We start from the raw sequence: 15,928 nt of genomic DNA on the forward strand, positions 1-15,928 counted from the left end.
CAGGCGTCCTTTGAAATCAGATGGTGGCGGCCAGAGCAGCAAGCACCGCCGCCTCGGCCTCGTCGTCGTGGGCGAGCGTCAGCCGCATCCGCGTATGTTCCGCTGTCGGCAGGCTGTCGGGATAGTCGGCGCGGAAATGCCCGCCTCGGCTCTCGCGCCGGTTCAGCGCCCCCTCCGCGATCAACCGCGCGGCGGTCAGGACCACGGCCTTGGGATGCGCCTTGGCCAGCCGGTCGATGACCGCGATCAGAGCGCTCAGCCCTTCCTCGTCGCGCACCACGCCCGCGAAGCGGGTCATGGCGGCGCGCAGTTCGGCCATGGCTTCCGGCGGCAGGTCCTGCGACGCCCGCGCGGGCTTCAGCGTAGCCTTCGGCGGCTGCGCTTCCTTCGCCGCCGCCCGCCCCGCACGCCGCCCAAAGGCGCCCGCTTCCAGCAGGGAGTTGGAGGCCAGACGGTTGGCGCCATGCACCCCGGTCGCCGCGCATTCGCCAATGGCGTAGAGACCCGTCACCGTCGTCCGCCCCTCGTCGTCAGCGACGACGCCGCCCATGTGGTAGTGGGCCGCCGCCGCCACCGGAATGGGGCTGACGCGCGGGTCCAGCCCGGCGCGCATGCAGGCGGAAAACACCGCTGGAAACTCGTGCGGGAAGGCCTCGCCCACCGCCCTGGTCGCATCCAGAAACGCGCCGCGCCCGTCGGCCCGCGCCGCATGAACCGCCCGCGCCACGATGTCTCGCGGCGCCAGGTCGGCGTCTTCGTCTTCGCCCAGCAGGAAGGCGCCGGTCCCGTCGATCAGACGCGCCCCCTCGCCGCGCAGGGCCTCGGTCGCCAGCGGCGCCGGGTCCAGCCCCACGTCGATGGCGGTGGGGTGGAACTGCACGAACTCGGGATCGAGGACTTCGGCGCCCGCCGCATAGGCCAAGGCCAGCCCCTCGCCGCGCAGGGCCGAGGGGTTGGTCGTCACCTCATAGAGGCCGCCGATCCCGCCGGTGGCCAGGACCACGGCGGGGGCGAAGACCTCGTCCACTCGACCGCCAGCCCGCTCGATCAGGGCGCCGCGCACCCGGCCGTTCACATCCTGGATCAGGCCGCGCAGCCGCCCGTCTTCCCAGATCTCGATGTGTTTGGAAGCGCGCGCGGCGGCCACCACCGCCGACAGGATGGCCCGCCCGGCCCCGTCGCCGCCGACCCGCGCCACGCGCGGCAGGCTGTGCGCCGCCTCCAGCGAGACGGAGAAGCCGCCCGCCTCGTCGCGGTCAAAGGGCGCGCCCAGCGAGGCCAGCCACTCCACCGTCTCGCGTCCACGCTCGGTCAAGGCCCGCGCCGCCTCGGGCTCGACCAGCCCGGCCCCCGCGCCCTCGGTGTCCCTGGCGTGCAGCACGGCGCTGTCCTTGGGCGACAGGGCCGCCGCCAGACCGCCCTGCGCCCAGGCCGAGGAACAGGCGTTGAGCAAAGGCTCCGGCGTGACGACCAGAGCCTTCGCCGGCGCGGCCTCCAGCGCGGCCGACAGCCCCGCCAGACCGCCGCCGATGATCAGCGGCCCCTCATGCCGGATACGCGCCATGCCTCTAACGGCCTCCCACGCCGATGAATCTCAGGCCCATGTCGAAGGCCGGCTCGACCGCCCCGCCGGTCAAGGGCAGCAGGGCGCCGACAGCCGCCGCGGCACAGACGGCCGCCGTCGCCAGATAGAGGGCCAGGCTGCGGCCCGCCTCGGGCCAGCTCAGCCGCCCCCAGGCCGCGCGCCAGACGCCGCGCTTCAGATGGCTGATCACGGCGATGCCGAGGAAGACGGCCAGGATCAGCCGTCCGGTGGACAGCCCCCACCAGACCGCCAGACCGCCGACAGCCAGAAGCGCGATCTGCTCCAGACGCGGATGCACCCGCGTCAGCACCGGGCCGAGCGCTTTCGAACCGTCCAGCGGCGGCGCCGGCAACAGGTTCACCAGATTGATCATGGCGATGAAGAAGGCCGCCATCAGCCACTCGGGCGAGCGCAGCCACAGTCCCGCCGCGACGAAGGGGATCATGGCGATCAGGCCGAAGGCCGGTCCCGCCAGCGACACCAGCACCCCGTGCCACTCGCTTTTCGGCTCACGCTGCGCCTTGGCCATGCCGCCGAGGAAGGGGATGATGTAGATGCGCGCCGGGCCCATGCCGAGGCGGTTCATCGCCAGAACGTGCCCGTATTCGTGGACGAACAGGCCGAACAGGACGCCGCCCGCCACCACGATACTTTGCGTGATCCACCACAGGAAGCCCGCCATCAGCAGGGTCGAGGCGATGGCCCAGCCCGGATGCTGACCCTTGTCCTCTTGCGGCGCGGATTTGCGGACAGGCGCGGGCTCTGGCGAGGCCTGTTCGGGCGGCAGGTCCCAGGGACCGGGACGGCGTGTGGTTTGGTCGGTATCGCTCATCGCGTCGAACTGGGCTTGCCGCGCGCGGCCCGCAACGGGCCGCATCGCCGCAGGACCTCAGATCAGCTCCACGTCGACGTGGTGCTTGGCCTTGATCAGGTCATAGCGCGCCGGAATGGCGGGCGGCGGCAGGTCGATCATCCGCTGCACGGCCAGGGCCGCGCGCTCGGCCATCTCGGGCTCCACAGTCACCTCGAACTTCATGTCGCGCAGGCAGTCGCGGATGTTCTCCAGGGTGATGCGCTTCATATGCGGGCACAGATTGCACGGACCGATGAAGTCGACGCCGGGCACGTCGCCCTTGACGTTCGAAGCCATCGAGCACTCGGTGATCATCACCACCTGCTTCGGCTTTCGCGCCTCGACATAGTCGATCATCGCCGCCGTCGATCCGGCGAAGTCCGACGCCGCCAGCACCTCTTCCGGGCATTCCGGGTGGGCCAGGATTTCCGCGCCCGGATAGGCGGCGCGCATCTCGGCGATGTCGTCGGCGGTGAAGCGCTCATGCACCTCGCAGCGGCCCTTCCAGGCGATGATGCCGACATGGGTCTGGGCCGCGACGTTGCGCGCCAGATATTCGTCGGGGATCAGGATGACCTTGTCGACGCCCCACTCCCTGGCCGCCCATTCCACCACCTGAACGGCGTTGGCGCTGGTGCAGCAGATGTCGGTCTCGGCCTTCACGTCGGCGGTGGTGTTCACATAGGTGACGACCGGCAGGCCGGGGTAGCGCTGCTTGATCAGGCGCACGTCGGCGCCCGTGATCGAGGACGCCAGCGAACAGCCCGCGCGCAGGTCGGGGATCAGCACGGTCTTGTCCGGCGACAGGATTTTCGAGGTCTCGGCCATGAAGTGCACGCCCGCCTGGACGATGACCTTCGCCTTCGACTTGGCGGCCTCCTTGGCCAGACCCAGACTGTCGCCGACATAGTCGCCCACGCCATGGAAAATTTCCGGCGTCATGTAGTTGTGGGCCAGGATGACGGCGTCGCGTTCCTTCTTCAGCGCATTGATCTCGCTGATCAATTTCGCCTGCTCCGGCCACTCCAACGGGGTCACCAGACCCTTGACCTTCTCCCAGACAGGAGCGGTCTCTTCCGCCAGTTCCTTCGACAGACCGAAAGCGCCGTCCGCCATCGCCTCTACTCCCTTGCGGCCGTCTGCGCGGCTCCGACTTATGCTCAAAGTTAGCATAAGCAGGCGCAATGTAGGCCCATCCGCACAGGGCGCAAGGGAAATCGGCTCAGTCTTCCAGCGTGAACAGGGCGTCCAGCGGCACGTCCAGCGCCTTCGCCAGCGTCAGCGCCACCAGGACCGAGGGGGTGAAGACGCCGTTCTCGACCGTGTTCACGGTCTTCCGCGACAGCCTGGCCCGGTCGGCCAGTTCCTGTTGCGTCAGCCCCGCCGCCATGCGCACCGCCTTCAGATGAATGACCAGACGCGGCTCAGCCACCGCTGGCCCGCCGGTCCAGCTGCCAGTAGCGCAGCGCCGACGCCGAGGCCGTGACGAACATCAGTCCCGGCAAGGCCGCCACCGCCGCCTCGGGCCGCCACAGGCCCAGGCCGAAGACGGCGACCAGCCCGATCATGGCCACGCCCAGCGCCACGTTCAGCGCATCGCGGCGGAAGGACAGGGTCAGTTCGTCCTCCAGCAGCCGCTTCATCTTCTTGTCGCCGCGATTGTCGAGACCGGCGACCATCAGTAGCAGAAACACCGAAATTATCGGCGACAGGCCAACCATGCTCCAGGCCTGAGCATCGCCCTGCCCGTTGGCGATATGCCAAGCACCCAGCGTCCCCTGATACACAAGATACATGGAGGTCAGCGGCATCAGCGCCATCGACACGGCGCGCTTCTTTTGCACGCTGTCGCGATAGCCGCCCTTGGCGTTCTCGACGCGGACGGTGTCGCCGTTGGGCATGTAGCGGCCCGCCCAGGCGACGCTGGCCACCACGACGCCAACTCCCATGATCGCGAGGATCACGGCCAGCGGTTCACCCAAGGGCCAACCTGTGTCCCACAGCAAACCGGCGCACGGCAGAGCCGTCAGCCCCAGCCCGCCCTGCCCCGCCGCCATCCACAGACGCCGGACCCTATGCCGCTCGTTCGCCTTGGCCTTTTGCAGTTCGTCGTTCACTACCCGCTCCCGTGACACCTATGGGTTACATATATCACCTACAGGTTACATCGCAAGCGCATGGATTTCAGAGCAGCTCCGCCTCCAGCCGTGCGGCCCACAGGGCGGCGCGCTTCTTCAGTTCGTCCTTGCGGGCCATGTCGGTCAGGTCGGGCGGCAGCCGATCCAGTTGTTCGAAACGGAAGCTGTCGCCGCCATGGGCGGTCCATTCAGTCTGCAGCGACCGATAAGGGCTGCCGCCCATCTTCAGCGCGAACCACAAGCCGTTTTGCTGCGTGTCGATGTGGCGGCTCTGCCCCACCCTGGCGCGGCCGGTGGCGGAACAGATGACGGCGAACACCCCGGCCACGGTTTCGCGGTCCTTGTAGTCGTTGATGAGCGCCTTGCGGTCTGCGGACGTCATGGACGCCTCCTCTTGTTTTACCCGGATTAAATAGCAAAGATTATTATCCGGGTAAATATATGACCCTCTCAGCAAACTGGACCTCCCAAATACGCAAGGGCCTTCCCCTGAGCGCCGCTTCTGCCCTAGACGAAAGGTCGATTGAGCCTCACTTTCGCGCCACTTCGAGAATTTCGTGCAAGACACCGTCCGCCGCATCCTGACCGCCCGCGTCTATGACGTGGCCGAGGAAACCCCTCTGGACCCGCTGAAGCGGCTGTCGGCGCGCATCGGCCGCCCTGCCTGGCTCAAGCGCGAGGACCTGCAGCCGGTCTTCTCGTTCAAGATCCGCGGCGCCTACAACCGCATCGCCAACCTGAGCGAAGCCGAGCTGGCGCGCGGCGTCATCTGCGCCTCGGCGGGCAATCACGCGCAAGGGGTGGCGCTGGCGGCGGCCAAACGCGGCGCGGCCTCGACCATCGTCATGCCGACCACCACGCCGGGCATCAAGGTGGCGGCGGTCGAGGCGCTCGGCGGCAATGTGGTGCTGCACGGCGACAGTTTCGACGACGCCTACGCCCACGCCCGCGCCCTTGAACAGGAGATGGGCGCGACCTTCGTCCACCCCTTCGACGACCCCGATGTAATCGCGGGGCAGGGAACGGTGGGGCTGGAAATCCTGCGCCAGCACCCGGACCCGATCGACGCCGTCTTCATCCCCATCGGCGGCGGCGGTCTGGCGGCGGGGGTGGCGGCCATCGTCCGCTTCCTGCGTCCGGAGACGAAGATCGTCGGCGTCGAACCCGCCGACGCCCCGACGATGAAGAGCGCCATCGACGCCGGTCACGTGGTGACCCTTGATCAGGTCGGCCTGTTCGCCGACGGGGTGGCCGTGCGCCGCGCTGGGGACGAGACCTTCCGCCTGTGCCGCGATCTGCTGGATGAGATCGTCCTGGTCGACACCGACGCCATCTGCGCGGCGGTCAAGGACATCTTCGACGACGTTCGCGCCGTGGCCGAGCCCTCGGGCGCCGTGGCTCTGGCGGGCTTGAAGGTCTGGGCCGCGCGCAACCCCGGCAGCGGCGCCCTGGCGGCGATCAACTCGGGCGCCAACGTCAACTTCGACCGACTGCGGCACGTGGCCGAACGGGCCGAGATCGGCGAGGGCGCCGAGGCCCTGCTGGCCGTGGCCATGCCCGACCGCCGCGACGACTATCACCGTTTCCTGCGCAGCCTCGACGGCCGCTCGGTGACCGAGTTCAACTATCGCTGGTCCGGCGACGGCACGGCCCAGATCTTCGTCGGCGTCTCGCTGAAGAACGGCGCCGACGAACGTCATGCCCTGATCGAACGCCTCCGCGCCGATGGTTATGCGGTCGAGGACATGAGCGACAACGAGACCGCCAAGCTGCATGTCCGCTACATGGTCGGCGGGCGCACCATCGGCCTGCCGCACGAGCGGCTGCTGCGCTTTGAATTCCCTGAACGGCCCGGCGCCTTCCTGCGCTTCCTCAACAGCCTGCAACCCGCCTGGGCCCTGACCCTGTTCCACTATCGCAACCATGGCGACGACGTGGGCCGGGTTCTGGCCGGGATCAGCGTCCCGTCGGATCAGGCGACCGATCTGACGACAGCCCTGGACGAGCTGGGCTATCCCTACGTCGACGAGACCAACAATCCAGCCTGCAGGTTGTTTCTGGACGGCGCGACCTAGCTTCGTCGTCGGACGAAACAGCGCCAGACGAAAAGGACGGCGATCACCGCCAGGGTCACGAAAGCCACCGTCCCGTGCGACATCTCCAGAAAGCCGGTCTGCCACGGATGCTCGGCGCGGGTGGCGGCGTCGAACGTCCACCAGGTGTCCGATCCTCGAACGCTGGCGCCCCGCCGGATCATCTCGCCGCCGAGGCGCTCCGCCATGATCGGCCGCACCACGCCGTTCAGCAGGATGCCGATCGCCAGCGGGATCACATACCAGAGGGAATCGATCAGGGCCTTGCGCCGCGGCGTCGTCATGGCCGGAACCAGAGAAGCCCCGCTGGCCAATGTCAACGCCGCCGCGCGGTTAGGCTCGACTGATCGCTTCGGCGATCTCTTCGACTGGACGCGCCGTCAGATCCTTCGGGATTTCACCGATCAGGCGCTCCTCCAGCGCCTTGTGCCAATGCTTGCGCAACTGGCCCAGGGTCTTGGGCGCGGCGACCACGGCCAGGGCCTCGATCCTGTTGGTCAGGGCCATGTGATTCAGAGCCTCGGCCACCCCCATGGCGAAGCCGTCCTCGGCCTGGGTGTCGTTGTCGGGGTTGGCGTCGCTGGAGCGGCGGCCCGGCGCGCCGGATAGCCGTTCGGGGATCTCGGGCGTGGCCATCGGCTTGAGCTGGATGTCGAGGTTGTGGCCGGTGTTGCGGAACAGGCTCAGCTTCGCGCCGTCAGCGACGGCGACGAGGGCCCCGTTGGGCAGGTTCATCATCGGACTCCGGTTTGAGCGCCGGAAAGGGAGGGCGCTGTCAGTCTAGCGCGAACGCCCCTTGCACCGTTCCATGCTGCGACGCTTCGTGCGCCAGCAGCCACCGCTTGCGCTCCAGCCCGCCCGCATAGCCCGTCAGGGTTCTATTGGCGCCGACGACGCGGTGGCACGGCACGATGACGCCGATCGGATTGGCCCCGTTGGCCAGGCCCACGGCGCGCACGGCGGCGGGCTTGCCGATGGCGTGGGCGAGTTGGCCGTAGCTCCATGTCCGGCCCGCCGGAATGGTCCGCAGCGCCGCCCAGACCGACCGCTGGAATTCCGTGCCGCCGGTCTTCACGGCCAGGCCGTCGAGCGCCGTCAGATCGCCGTCGAAATAGGCGCAGACGGCGGCCCTCACCGCCTCCGGCGCCCGCCCCGCCGCCAGCCGGACCTCGCCATAGTGACGGGCCAGCAACTTCATCATCCGCGCCTCATAGTCGGTGAAGTCGAAGGCGCGCACGGCGCCGTCGGCGTCCGTGACCAGCAGCACCTCGCCCACCGGCGTGGCGATGCGGTCCAGGGTGAAGGTTTCAGGCTGCGTCTTTTTCATCGTCGTTCTCCATGATCGTCATGCCGTCGATCCCCGCCTCGCGCAGGTGCAGCACGCCATAGGCCCGCCAGGGCCGCCATTGCTCGGCTCTCGTCGCCAGTCTTTCGTCCTCAAGCCGGTCGCTGGTCATGTCGGCGGCCTCATCCGTCCAGAGGCCCGGCAGACGCAGACCCGGCCGAGCCTTCATCAGCGGCGCCAGCAAGGGGTCCGCCGACAGGTCGCGCCGGATCGCCTCGGGATCGGCCGACAGGTCGAACAGCCGCCGCACCCGCGCCAGCACCCCCGGCAAGGCCTTCAGATCATCCAGCGCCGCCGTGACCGCAAGGCGCTCCCCCGCCTCGAACCGGGCCGAGACCTCGCCCGTCGCCCCGTCCGTCGCGGGGGTCAGAAGACGGCGCCAGATCCCGCCCTCGACCGTCTCGCCGTTGGCGCTCAGAGCCGCCAGCATGGCCTCGACATCATAGGGAGGGCGATAGGGCAGGCTTAGCCGCACGCCGCCGTCCCAAGGCCGCTCCGCCCGCGCCCGCAGCGCCGACGGGGGCCGCCCGTACAGGGCCTGAAACGTCTCATTGAAGCGCCGCACGCTGCCGAAGCCGGACGCCATGGCGACCTCGGCCATCGGCAGATCGGTCTGGTGGATCAGGGCCTTGGCCAGCAGGACACGACGCGTCTGGGCCACGCTGACCGGGGCGGCGCCCAGATGCTGGCGGAACAGACGGCGCAGGTGCCGCTCGCCCACGCCCAGCCGCGCGGCCAGGGCCTCCACGTCGCCCTCATCCAGAGCCCCCGCCTCGATCAGGTTCAGCGCCCGGCTGACGGTGTTGGAGGTGCCGCGCCAGGCGCCCATGTCGGGCGCCGTCTCGGGTCGACACCGCAGGCAGGCGCGAAAGCCCCCCTCCTCGGCCGCCGCCGCGCTGGCGACGAAGCGCATGTTCTCGCGCCTGGGCGTCCGCGCCGGACAGACCGGACGGCAATAGATCCCGGTCGTCTTCACACAGGTGAAGAAGCGCCCGTCGAAACGCGGGTCACGCGTCAGGACGGCCCGATAGCAGGCCTCCTGATCCAGACTGTCGCGGGGGTTTTCCATGCCCGCACCCTGCGCCTTCGACGCCGCCCTGTCTCGCGGTTTTCGGACATGACAGCGCTGGGCCGAAATCGAGGCTCAATCGCGAAGCGTCGCCATCCGCCACATCTGCCGGATGATATCGAGCACCAGCGCCAGCATCATCACCACCAGAACCCAGCTCAACACCGTCGACAGGGTCATGGCCGTGTCGAACACCCCGCGGCCGGCCTCATTGACGGCGCGAAGGGCCTCGATGCTCACATTGGTCGGACCGCCTTCGACGCGGGCGACCTGATCGCCCTGGGTCAGGGTGAACCAGTGTCGGGCCTCGAACAGGCGCCAGCCGATCCACAGTCCCCCCATGGAGACAGGGATCTTGAGGAAGGCCCGCAGGCGTGCAGCGTGGGGCTGGATCAGGCCCAGGGCGTCCACCGCCGTCCCCGCCACGGCCCAGGCCAGGATGGGCGCGAACAGGGCGCTCCAGATCGGCGCCGCCGTCACGGCCACCTCGCCGCTGCGCAAACCGAACTGACTCAGGCCCGGAACATGAAGGACGCCGATCCACCACAGGACGAAGACCGTGCCGGCGATCAGCGACCACAGGGCCTCGGACGCCTCACGGCTCTCCAGGCGGCCGGCCCAGTCGCGTTTTTCCTTCGCTTTCGACGCCTGCCCGGTCCGGACCTGAGCCGCCCCGGACACGGCCGCACCCCATCTGGCCGGGTCTGCCAGGCCATAGGCCGGCAGGTCGCCGATCCGCCACTTCGTCAACCAGGCCGGCTTCAGCCCATAGTGTTCCATGATCGCCCCGGCCAGGGTCAGGGCGCCAAGCAGGGTCAGGGCGCCGGTGAAGAAGCCGTGGAAACCCTGGGCGATCGCCTGGCCGAAGTCGGCCGGATCGCCGAACACACGCAGCAGAAGGACCAGCGCCTGCAGCCCGGCGATCACAATCAGCCCGGCCTTGGCCCCGAACAGCCAGTAGGGGAACAACTCCGGTCCGATCAGGCTGTCCGGCCCCTTGCGATAGCGGGCGGCGACGACCAGGGGATGGCCGATCTCGTGCAGGATCGCCTCCTTCTCCTCGCCGGTCAGGGCGCGGCCCAGCGCCTCTTCCTTCGCCTCGACCCGACTCAGGATCAGGTCGCGCAGCTCGGCGATGATGTCCTCGCGGTCCTCGGTCGAAAGCTGGGCCGCCACGGCCTCCAGGTAGCGTTCGATCACATCCATTTCGGTTTCCCTCCCCCGAATATCAAAGCATCCGGTCCAGCGAGGCGTTGATGCCGCGCCATTCCTCGGTCAGGGCCGCCAGCATGGCCTCGCCCCCCGCCGACAGGACGTAGAAGCGCTTCTTGCGCTTCTCTTCCTCACGCCATTCGCTGGTCAGCAGCCCCTGCCCTTCCAGCCGCCGCAGCAGGGGGTAGAGGGTGGATTCCTCCATCTCCAGCCCGTCCGCCGCCAACGCCTGTCGCAGGGTGTAGCCGTAACGTTCAGTCCGCAGGCAGGCGAGCACCGCCAGCACCAGCGACCCGCGCCGCAGCTCCAGCCGCATCGTCTCGAACAGATCCTTGTCCACGCGGGACCGCCTCATCTGCCGCCACATAGTGTGTGACATACAGTGTATGCGACATACTGTACGCCGCCGTCAACAACCTTTGCTATCTGATGTGTCAGGACCACTTAGATGCAGCTCAAAGCCACCCAAGAACGGCGCAACTTGAGCAATCTGACAGCCCCGAGGCGTCCGTTCGCCGGGACGCATTGCTGTTCACCGATCAAGGCCTGCCATTGACCGAGCCGGGGTGGACCAGCGTGCAGCGAACGGGTCAACCGACACCATGACCAGTCCATCTCTCGGTCCACGCATCGTTGCGCCCGATGCAGCGCCCATTCTTCCCGCCCTGGTGACCGCAAAGACGCGTCGCCAGCCCGATCCACAATCGCCGCCGATATCCCCCAAACTCCGGATAGCCAAAAGAATGCTGAACAAACTTTCCGCCGCATTTGTCCTGATTGCGGTCATGGGCGGCCTCGCCGATAGCGCGAACGCCCGCACGACCCAGGTCGCAGAAGCGGACAGCCAGACCGCCGCGATTGAACGTCTGGTCCAAAGCGAGATGGCCTCTCGCCGTATTCCGGGGCTCCAGCTGGCGATCGTGAAGAACGGCGAGATCATATTCGCGGGCGCCTACGGCCAGTCCGACCTCGAGACCGCGAAACCTGTGACGGAACTCACTGTCTTCGGCGTCAATTCGATCAGCAAGGCCTTCACCGGCGTGGCGGCGATGCAGCTTGTCGAGGCCGGAAAACTCGATCTCGACGCCTCGGTGACGCAATATCTCGAAGAGCTTCCGGCATCGTGGAATGAGATCACGGTCCGTCAGATCCTGACGCACACGTCCGGCCTGCCCGAGATCATTGACGACAACACCCGGTTGATCGACGGCGCCGAGCCCGACGCCGCCTGGGCGAAGGTGCAGGAACTTCCCCTGAAATATGCGCCCGGGACGCAGTACGCCTATAATCAGACCGGCTACGCCCTGATGGGCAAGATCATCGAGAAGGTCTCGGGCAAGCCCTTCGTTGATTTCGTTCGCGAGGGACAGTTCAACGCGGCGGGCATGGAGCAGGCGCGCTTTGGCCACACCGCCGACACCGTGCCCGAGCTCGCCTCGCTCTATACCTATTTGACGCTGCAGATCACGGACATGAGGACCGTCGGCGTCGAGCGTAGCGAGACCCCGATGGCGCGCAGTGAGGTGTGGCCCGCCTATATGCATCCCACCGCGGGCGTTCAGGCCACGGCCAGGGATCTGGCGGCATGGGTTATCGCGCTGCAGAATCGCAAACTGGTCAGCGAAAGGGGCCTCGAACAGCTATGGACGCCGCAGCAACTGCCTGACGGAAGCTATCGCGGTTTCAACCGGACCATCAATGGCTATGGACTGGGCTGGCCGTCCATCCGCCGCGCGGAACATCCCGCGATCACGCCCACGGGCGGCGACCGCGCGGCTATCTTCATCTACCCCGAGGATGACCTTACGGTGATCGTTCTGACGAACCTCCTGGGCGCCGGGCCCCAGAGATTTGCTGACAAGATCGCTTCGCAATACATCCCCGACCTCGCCGTCGAAAACTGACGATAGCGTCTCGTCGCCAGTGCGGCCGGACTGGCGGTTGGCGAACGCCGATCGGTTCAATGCAGGGCGCCGTCAGTCCAACGCCAGGCGCCGGGACCATTTAGGTTTCGGCCCTCGCTGCCTAGAGACGCGAGAAGCGCCCGCCCTCGTCGGCGTCGACGACAATCGACAGGGAGACGTGCCGGGGCCTTGTCACCGCGAACAACACCGCCTCGACGATGTCCCGGTTGGTTGCGCGCTCGCCCTTGCGGCGCTTGGACGCATTTTCCCACGCCTCTGCGCCCGGCTCGACGTCATCGAGATAGGGCGGGTGAATGACGAGAGAGCGAACGGGCGTCCCGGCCAGCATCTGGGCGAAGCCATCCGCAAGGGCGGCCTGCGCCCGCTTGGCGGCGTAGAAGGGCACGGACGTCGTCTGAATCGCGGCGCCGGGCAGGCCGCTGATCGACCCGATGGTCACGATGTCCGGTCGGCTCGATCCGCGCAGCAAGGGCATCAGCCCCTGTGTCAGAAGGAAGGTCCCTGAAACGGCGGCGTTCACTACCGCGAGAACCTCCTCGGGACGATGGTCCTCCTCGCTGCTTTCGAGCCACATCGCCCCGTTGTTGATCAGGAGGTCGATGACCTCGTGCTCGGCTTTCAGCTGCGTCACGGCCCGCGCCACGCTGGCGGCGTCGCCGAGATCCAGTTTGACGACCTGCGTCTGCACGCCTGTCCGCTCCAGAATGGTCGAGGCGACGCTCTCCAGCGCCTCGCGATTGCGGCCGCACAGGATCGGCCGGCTCCCCGCTTCGGCCAAGCTGACGGCCAGGGCTGCGCCCAACCCTCTGCCGGCGCCCGAAACGACGACTACCGAGCCTTCGAGGTTCTGCAGGGAAATCATGGGGGAAACACATGCTTGCGACGGGAGATCACGCCCCATAGGCCGGATCACGACATCGACCCATTCGCCATAAGGGCGCACCCTTCATCGAGCATCTGGCCTCAAAAGCCAAAGAAACGACAGCGTGGCGCTGCTTCCCTTCCGCTCGCCTCCACGGTTAAGGTCATCGGTCTGTAGGGGGAGTATTGTCATGTCGTATCGCCACCGCACCGCCTGTTCCCTGCTGGCGCTCAGTCTGGCCCTGGCCGCCGCGACGCCCGCTCTGGCGCAACAGAACCCGCCGGCGCTTCAAGCTGTTGTCGGCCACGACAGCGGTGAGCGCATCACGCGCTCCGCCGACGTGCGCCGCTATTTCGAGGCCTTGCAAGCCGCCAACCCCGACCGCGTGGTCATGGGCGACTACGCCCGGTCGTGGGAGGGTCGCCCCCTGTTCTGGGCCGCCGTCGGTTCACCGCGCAACATCGCCCGGCTGAATGCGATCAAGGCCGCGACCAACGCCCTGGCCGATCCACGCAAGACCTCGCCCGAGCAGGCCCGCGCCCTCATCAACGACACGCCCGCCGTCGTCTGGATGGCCTATTCGGTCCACGGCAATGAGATCAGCCCCGCCGACGCCGCCCTGACCGCCGCGCGCCGCCTGACCGACAGCCTCGACGCCGAGGCTCAAGGCTGGCTGGAGAACGTCGTGGTCGTCTTCGTTCCGACTCAGAACCCCGACGGACGCGAGCGCTTCATCAACAGCTTCGAGGCGGGTCTGGGCGCCCAGCCCAACGGCGACCCCCTGTCGGCCGAGCGAGCCGAGCCGTGGCCGTCCGGCCGCTTCAACCACAATCTGTTCGACCTGAACCGCGACTGGTTCATCCAGTCCCAGCCGGAGACGCAAGGCCACGCGGCCCTGATCCGCGAGTGGCGTCCCCAGGTGGTGGTCGATTCCCACGAGATGGGCACCGACTCCAGCTTCTTCTTCCCGCCCGAAGCCGAACCGCTGAACCCGTGGATCTATCCGGCCATTCTTGAGGCGCGCGAGCGGTTCGGCCGCAACAACGCCGCCCGCTTCGACCAGGCCGGGCTGGACTATTTCACGCGCGAGACGTTCGACGCCTTCTATCCCGGCTACGGCGACGGCTGGCCCGCCTATTTCGGCGCCGTCTCCATGACCTATGAGCAGGGGTCGTCGCGCGGTCTGCTGGCGCGTCGCTCGTCGGGCGAAATGCTGACCTACGCCGACACGGTTCAAGGCCATCTGACCGCCACCCTGTCGACCATCGAGACCGCCGCCCGCGACCGCGAGAAACTGCTCAACGACTTCTACGCCTTCCACCGCGACGGCATGGCGGGCGGGCGCGGCGCCTATGTCCTGTCGCGCTCCGCCGCCGCCGACCCGGCCGCGGCCGACAAGCTGGCGGGCCTGCTGGTCCGTTCAGGGCTGGAGGTCGGGCGCGCGACCGCATCCTTCTCCGCCTGCGGCCAGAGCTATCAGGCGGGCGACTATGTCGTGAACCTGTCCCAGCCCCAGCGCCGCATGGCCGAGACCCTGCTGGCCAGGGACGTGCCGTTGGACCCGAAATTCCTGGCCGAGCAGGAAGCTCGCCGCGCGCGCGGCCTGAGCGACGAGATCTATGACCTGACCGGCTGGTCCCTGCCCCTGCTGTTCAACGTGCCGAGCCAGCGCTGCGCGAACGCCCCCTCGGTGCAGACGGCCGCCGTCGGCCCCGAACTGATCCGCCCCGCCGCCGTGGCCTCAGGGGACGCGGCCTACGGCTACGCCATCCATCCGGGCACGGCGGGGATGCGCTTCCTGACCGCCGCCCTGACCGACAGGCTGCCAGTGCGCTCGATCGAGGAGCCCTTCACCCTGGACGGCCGCGCCTATCCGGGCGGGACCTTCATCGTGCCGCGCGCCGGATCGCCCGCCGACCTGGACGAGCGCGTCCGCCGTCTGGCCGCCGGCAGCGGCGCCCAGGTGACGCCCCTGGCGACGTCATGGGTCTCGCGCGGCCCCAGCGTCGGCTCGGACAGGGCCGTCGTCATCACCGCCCCGCGCGTCGCCCTGGCCTGGGACGATCCGACCGACCCCGAATCGGCGGGCTCGATCCGCCATGTTCTGGAACGCGAATACGGCTGGCCCGTCACGGCCGTCCGCACCCGTCGCCTGACGCACGCCGACCTGTCCCGCTATCAGGTGCTGATCCTGCCGTCGGGCGGAAACTATGAGCAGGTCCTGAGCGAGAGCGGCGTCGCCAATCTGCGGGCCTGGGTCCAGTCAGGCGGCGTTCTGATCGGCGTCGGATCGGCCAGCCGTCTGCTGACCGACCCCGATTCCAAGCTACTGGACAGTCGGCGCGAAACCGCCCTCGACCCCGAAGACGGCAGGGCAGACGACGCCAGCAGCGCCACCGTCGCCGGGTCCGAAATCGCCTCGGACATCGACTATCTGGAGCGAACCGCGCACCGCGGCGGTTCACCCGATTCCGTAGCTGGCGTCCTGGCCCGCGCCCTGGTCGACAACGAGCACTGGCTGGGCGCCGGGGTAGCGACCGAGGTCAGCGTCATGGTGCGCGGCTCAGACATCTATACGCCCCTGACCCGCGATCAGGGGAGCAATGTCGTGCGACTGGCCGGTCCCGACAGCCTGCGCGCCTCGGGTCAGCTGTGGAACGAGAACCGTCGCCAGCTGGCCTACAAGCCGGTGGCCATGACCTCCGGCATCGGCCGGGGGCAGGTCGTCGCCTTCACCCAGGACGTCACCATGCGCGCCTTCCTGGAGGGGCTGAAGCCGCTCTTCCTCAACGCCGTCTTCCGCGGTCCCGCCCACGCCTCGGGCGACCACGGCGAGGATTGAGAAC

16 protein-coding genes are annotated in these 15,928 nt (G+C 68.1%); 3 read left to right on the forward strand and 13 right to left on the reverse strand.

All coding sequences use genetic code 11. The annotated features are described in order from the left end of the window. Nucleotides 1–16 precede the first annotated feature (16 nt). The 6 genes from IFE19_RS13835 to IFE19_RS13860 all read right to left on the reverse strand — a co-directional run bounded on the left by IFE19_RS13835 (nucleotide 17) and on the right by IFE19_RS13860 (nucleotide 4,958). Nucleotides 17–1,564 carry an L-aspartate oxidase gene (locus tag IFE19_RS13835; protein WP_207823209.1) on the reverse strand — a complete coding sequence of 516 codons (1,548 nt, stop codon included), beginning with the start codon at nucleotides 1,562–1,564 and terminating at the stop codon, nucleotides 17–19. Nucleotides 1,565–1,568: 4 nt separating this feature from the next. Continuing rightward, the gene (locus IFE19_RS13840) at nucleotides 1,569–2,417 is read right to left on the reverse strand and encodes a metalloprotease (protein WP_207823211.1); all 849 of its coding nucleotides are present in this window, start codon (nucleotides 2,415–2,417) and stop codon (nucleotides 1,569–1,571) included. 57 nt (nucleotides 2,418–2,474) lie between these two features. After that, nucleotides 2,475–3,554: a quinolinate synthase NadA gene (gene nadA, locus IFE19_RS13845; RefSeq protein WP_225910292.1), complete on the reverse strand. Its 1,080-nt coding sequence runs from the start codon at nucleotides 3,552–3,554 to the stop codon at nucleotides 2,475–2,477. Between the two features lie 106 nt (nucleotides 3,555–3,660). Next, nucleotides 3,661–3,870 carry a helix-turn-helix transcriptional regulator gene (locus tag IFE19_RS13850; protein ID WP_207823214.1) on the reverse strand — a complete coding sequence of 70 codons (210 nt, stop codon included), beginning with the start codon at nucleotides 3,868–3,870 and terminating at the stop codon, nucleotides 3,661–3,663. Then, the gene (locus IFE19_RS13855) at nucleotides 3,863–4,555 is read right to left on the reverse strand and encodes a hypothetical protein (RefSeq protein WP_207823216.1); all 693 of its coding nucleotides are present in this window, start codon (nucleotides 4,553–4,555) and stop codon (nucleotides 3,863–3,865) included. The genes IFE19_RS13850 and IFE19_RS13855 overlap by 8 nt, the downstream gene beginning before the upstream one ends. Nucleotides 4,556–4,622: 67 nt before the next feature. Then, entirely contained in the window at nucleotides 4,623–4,958 is a 336-nt protein-coding gene (locus IFE19_RS13860; protein ID WP_207823219.1) for a GIY-YIG nuclease family protein, read from the reverse strand. A 175-nt stretch (nucleotides 4,959–5,133) separates the two neighbouring features. On the opposite strand from IFE19_RS13860, the gene ilvA reads away from it, so the two are divergent. After that, a complete protein-coding gene (gene ilvA, locus IFE19_RS13865) occupies nucleotides 5,134–6,651 on the forward strand; it encodes a threonine ammonia-lyase, biosynthetic (protein WP_207823222.1) in 1,518 nt (505 codons plus the stop codon). Here the strand turns inward: ilvA and IFE19_RS13870 are convergent. From IFE19_RS13870 to IFE19_RS13895, 6 genes are all read right to left on the reverse strand, one after another. After that, nucleotides 6,648–6,953 carry a hypothetical protein gene (locus IFE19_RS13870; RefSeq protein WP_207823224.1) on the reverse strand — a complete coding sequence of 102 codons (306 nt, stop codon included), beginning with the start codon at nucleotides 6,951–6,953 and terminating at the stop codon, nucleotides 6,648–6,650. The two genes, ilvA and IFE19_RS13870, sit on opposite strands and share 4 nt — an antisense overlap. A gap of 49 nt (nucleotides 6,954–7,002) precedes the next feature. After that, nucleotides 7,003–7,404: a host attachment family protein gene (locus IFE19_RS13875; RefSeq protein ID WP_225910293.1), complete on the reverse strand. Its 402-nt coding sequence runs from the start codon at nucleotides 7,402–7,404 to the stop codon at nucleotides 7,003–7,005. A gap of 40 nt (nucleotides 7,405–7,444) precedes the next feature. Then, nucleotides 7,445–7,996 (reverse strand): methylated-DNA--[protein]-cysteine S-methyltransferase, encoded by a 552-nt coding sequence (locus tag IFE19_RS13880; RefSeq protein WP_207823228.1) that lies wholly within the window; start codon nucleotides 7,994–7,996, stop codon nucleotides 7,445–7,447. Next, entirely contained in the window at nucleotides 7,977–9,083 is a 1,107-nt protein-coding gene (locus IFE19_RS13885) for a bifunctional transcriptional activator/DNA repair enzyme AdaA (RefSeq protein ID WP_207823230.1), read from the reverse strand. The genes IFE19_RS13880 and IFE19_RS13885 overlap by 20 nt, the downstream gene beginning before the upstream one ends. A 75-nt stretch (nucleotides 9,084–9,158) precedes the next feature. Continuing rightward, a complete protein-coding gene (locus IFE19_RS13890; RefSeq protein WP_207823232.1) occupies nucleotides 9,159–10,289 on the reverse strand; it encodes a hypothetical protein in 1,131 nt (376 codons plus the stop codon). A 22-nt stretch (nucleotides 10,290–10,311) separates the two neighbouring features. Further along, nucleotides 10,312–10,611: a PadR family transcriptional regulator gene (locus tag IFE19_RS13895; RefSeq protein ID WP_404822174.1), complete on the reverse strand. Its 300-nt coding sequence runs from the start codon at nucleotides 10,609–10,611 to the stop codon at nucleotides 10,312–10,314. A gap of 250 nt (nucleotides 10,612–10,861) precedes the next feature. Here IFE19_RS13895 and IFE19_RS13900 point away from each other — a divergent pair, with 250 nt between their 5' ends. Further along, nucleotides 10,862–12,199, forward strand: coding sequence for a serine hydrolase domain-containing protein (locus tag IFE19_RS13900; protein ID WP_207823235.1), 1,338 nt, complete (start codon nucleotides 10,862–10,864; stop codon nucleotides 12,197–12,199). Nucleotides 12,200–12,320: 121 nt separating this feature from the next. Here IFE19_RS13900 and IFE19_RS13905 read toward each other — a convergent pair whose 3' ends face one another. Then, entirely contained in the window at nucleotides 12,321–13,082 is a 762-nt protein-coding gene (locus IFE19_RS13905) for an SDR family oxidoreductase (RefSeq protein ID WP_207823237.1), read from the reverse strand. A gap of 190 nt (nucleotides 13,083–13,272) precedes the next feature. On the opposite strand from IFE19_RS13905, the gene IFE19_RS13910 reads away from it, so the two are divergent. Then, on the forward strand, nucleotides 13,273–15,924 hold the full coding sequence (locus IFE19_RS13910; protein WP_207823239.1) for a M14 family metallopeptidase: 2,652 nt from the start codon (nucleotides 13,273–13,275) through the stop codon (nucleotides 15,922–15,924). Nucleotides 15,925–15,928: the final 4 nt, after the last annotated feature.

The sequence above is a fragment of the Brevundimonas pondensis genome, assembly GCF_017487345.1.
GTDB lineage: Bacteria > Pseudomonadota > Alphaproteobacteria > Caulobacterales > Caulobacteraceae > Brevundimonas > Brevundimonas pondensis.

Bases quoted from the DNA above. Each gene is read 5' to 3' on its own strand.
- IFE19_RS13835 (WP_207823209.1), bottom strand. From the start codon at position 1,564: ATGGCGCGTATCCGGCATGAGGGGCCGCTGATCATCGGCGGCGGTCTG.
- IFE19_RS13840 (WP_207823211.1), bottom strand. From the start codon at position 2,417: ATGAGCGATACCGACCAAACCACACGCCGTCCCGGTCCCTGGGACCTG.
- nadA (WP_225910292.1), bottom strand. From the start codon at position 3,554: ATGGCGGACGGCGCTTTCGGTCTGTCGAAGGAACTGGCGGAAGAGACC.
- IFE19_RS13860 (WP_207823219.1), bottom strand. From the start codon at position 4,958: ATGACGTCCGCAGACCGCAAGGCGCTCATCAACGACTACAAGGACCGC.
- IFE19_RS13870 (WP_207823224.1), bottom strand. From the start codon at position 6,953: ATGACGACGCCGCGGCGCAAGGCCCTGATCGATTCCCTCTGGTATGTG.
- IFE19_RS13875 (WP_225910293.1), bottom strand. From the start codon at position 7,404: ATGAACCTGCCCAACGGGGCCCTCGTCGCCGTCGCTGACGGCGCGAAG.
- IFE19_RS13880 (WP_207823228.1), bottom strand. From the start codon at position 7,996: ATGAAAAAGACGCAGCCTGAAACCTTCACCCTGGACCGCATCGCCACG.
- IFE19_RS13885 (WP_207823230.1), bottom strand. From the start codon at position 9,083: ATGGAAAACCCCCGCGACAGTCTGGATCAGGAGGCCTGCTATCGGGCC.
- IFE19_RS13890 (WP_207823232.1), bottom strand. From the start codon at position 10,289: ATGGATGTGATCGAACGCTACCTGGAGGCCGTGGCGGCCCAGCTTTCG.
- IFE19_RS13895 (WP_404822174.1), bottom strand. From the start codon at position 10,611: ATGCGGCTGGAGCTGCGGCGCGGGTCGCTGGTGCTGGCGGTGCTCGCC.
- IFE19_RS13905 (WP_207823237.1), bottom strand. From the start codon at position 13,082: ATGATTTCCCTGCAGAACCTCGAAGGCTCGGTAGTCGTCGTTTCGGGC.
- IFE19_RS13910 (WP_207823239.1), top strand. From the start codon at position 13,273: ATGTCGTATCGCCACCGCACCGCCTGTTCCCTGCTGGCGCTCAGTCTG.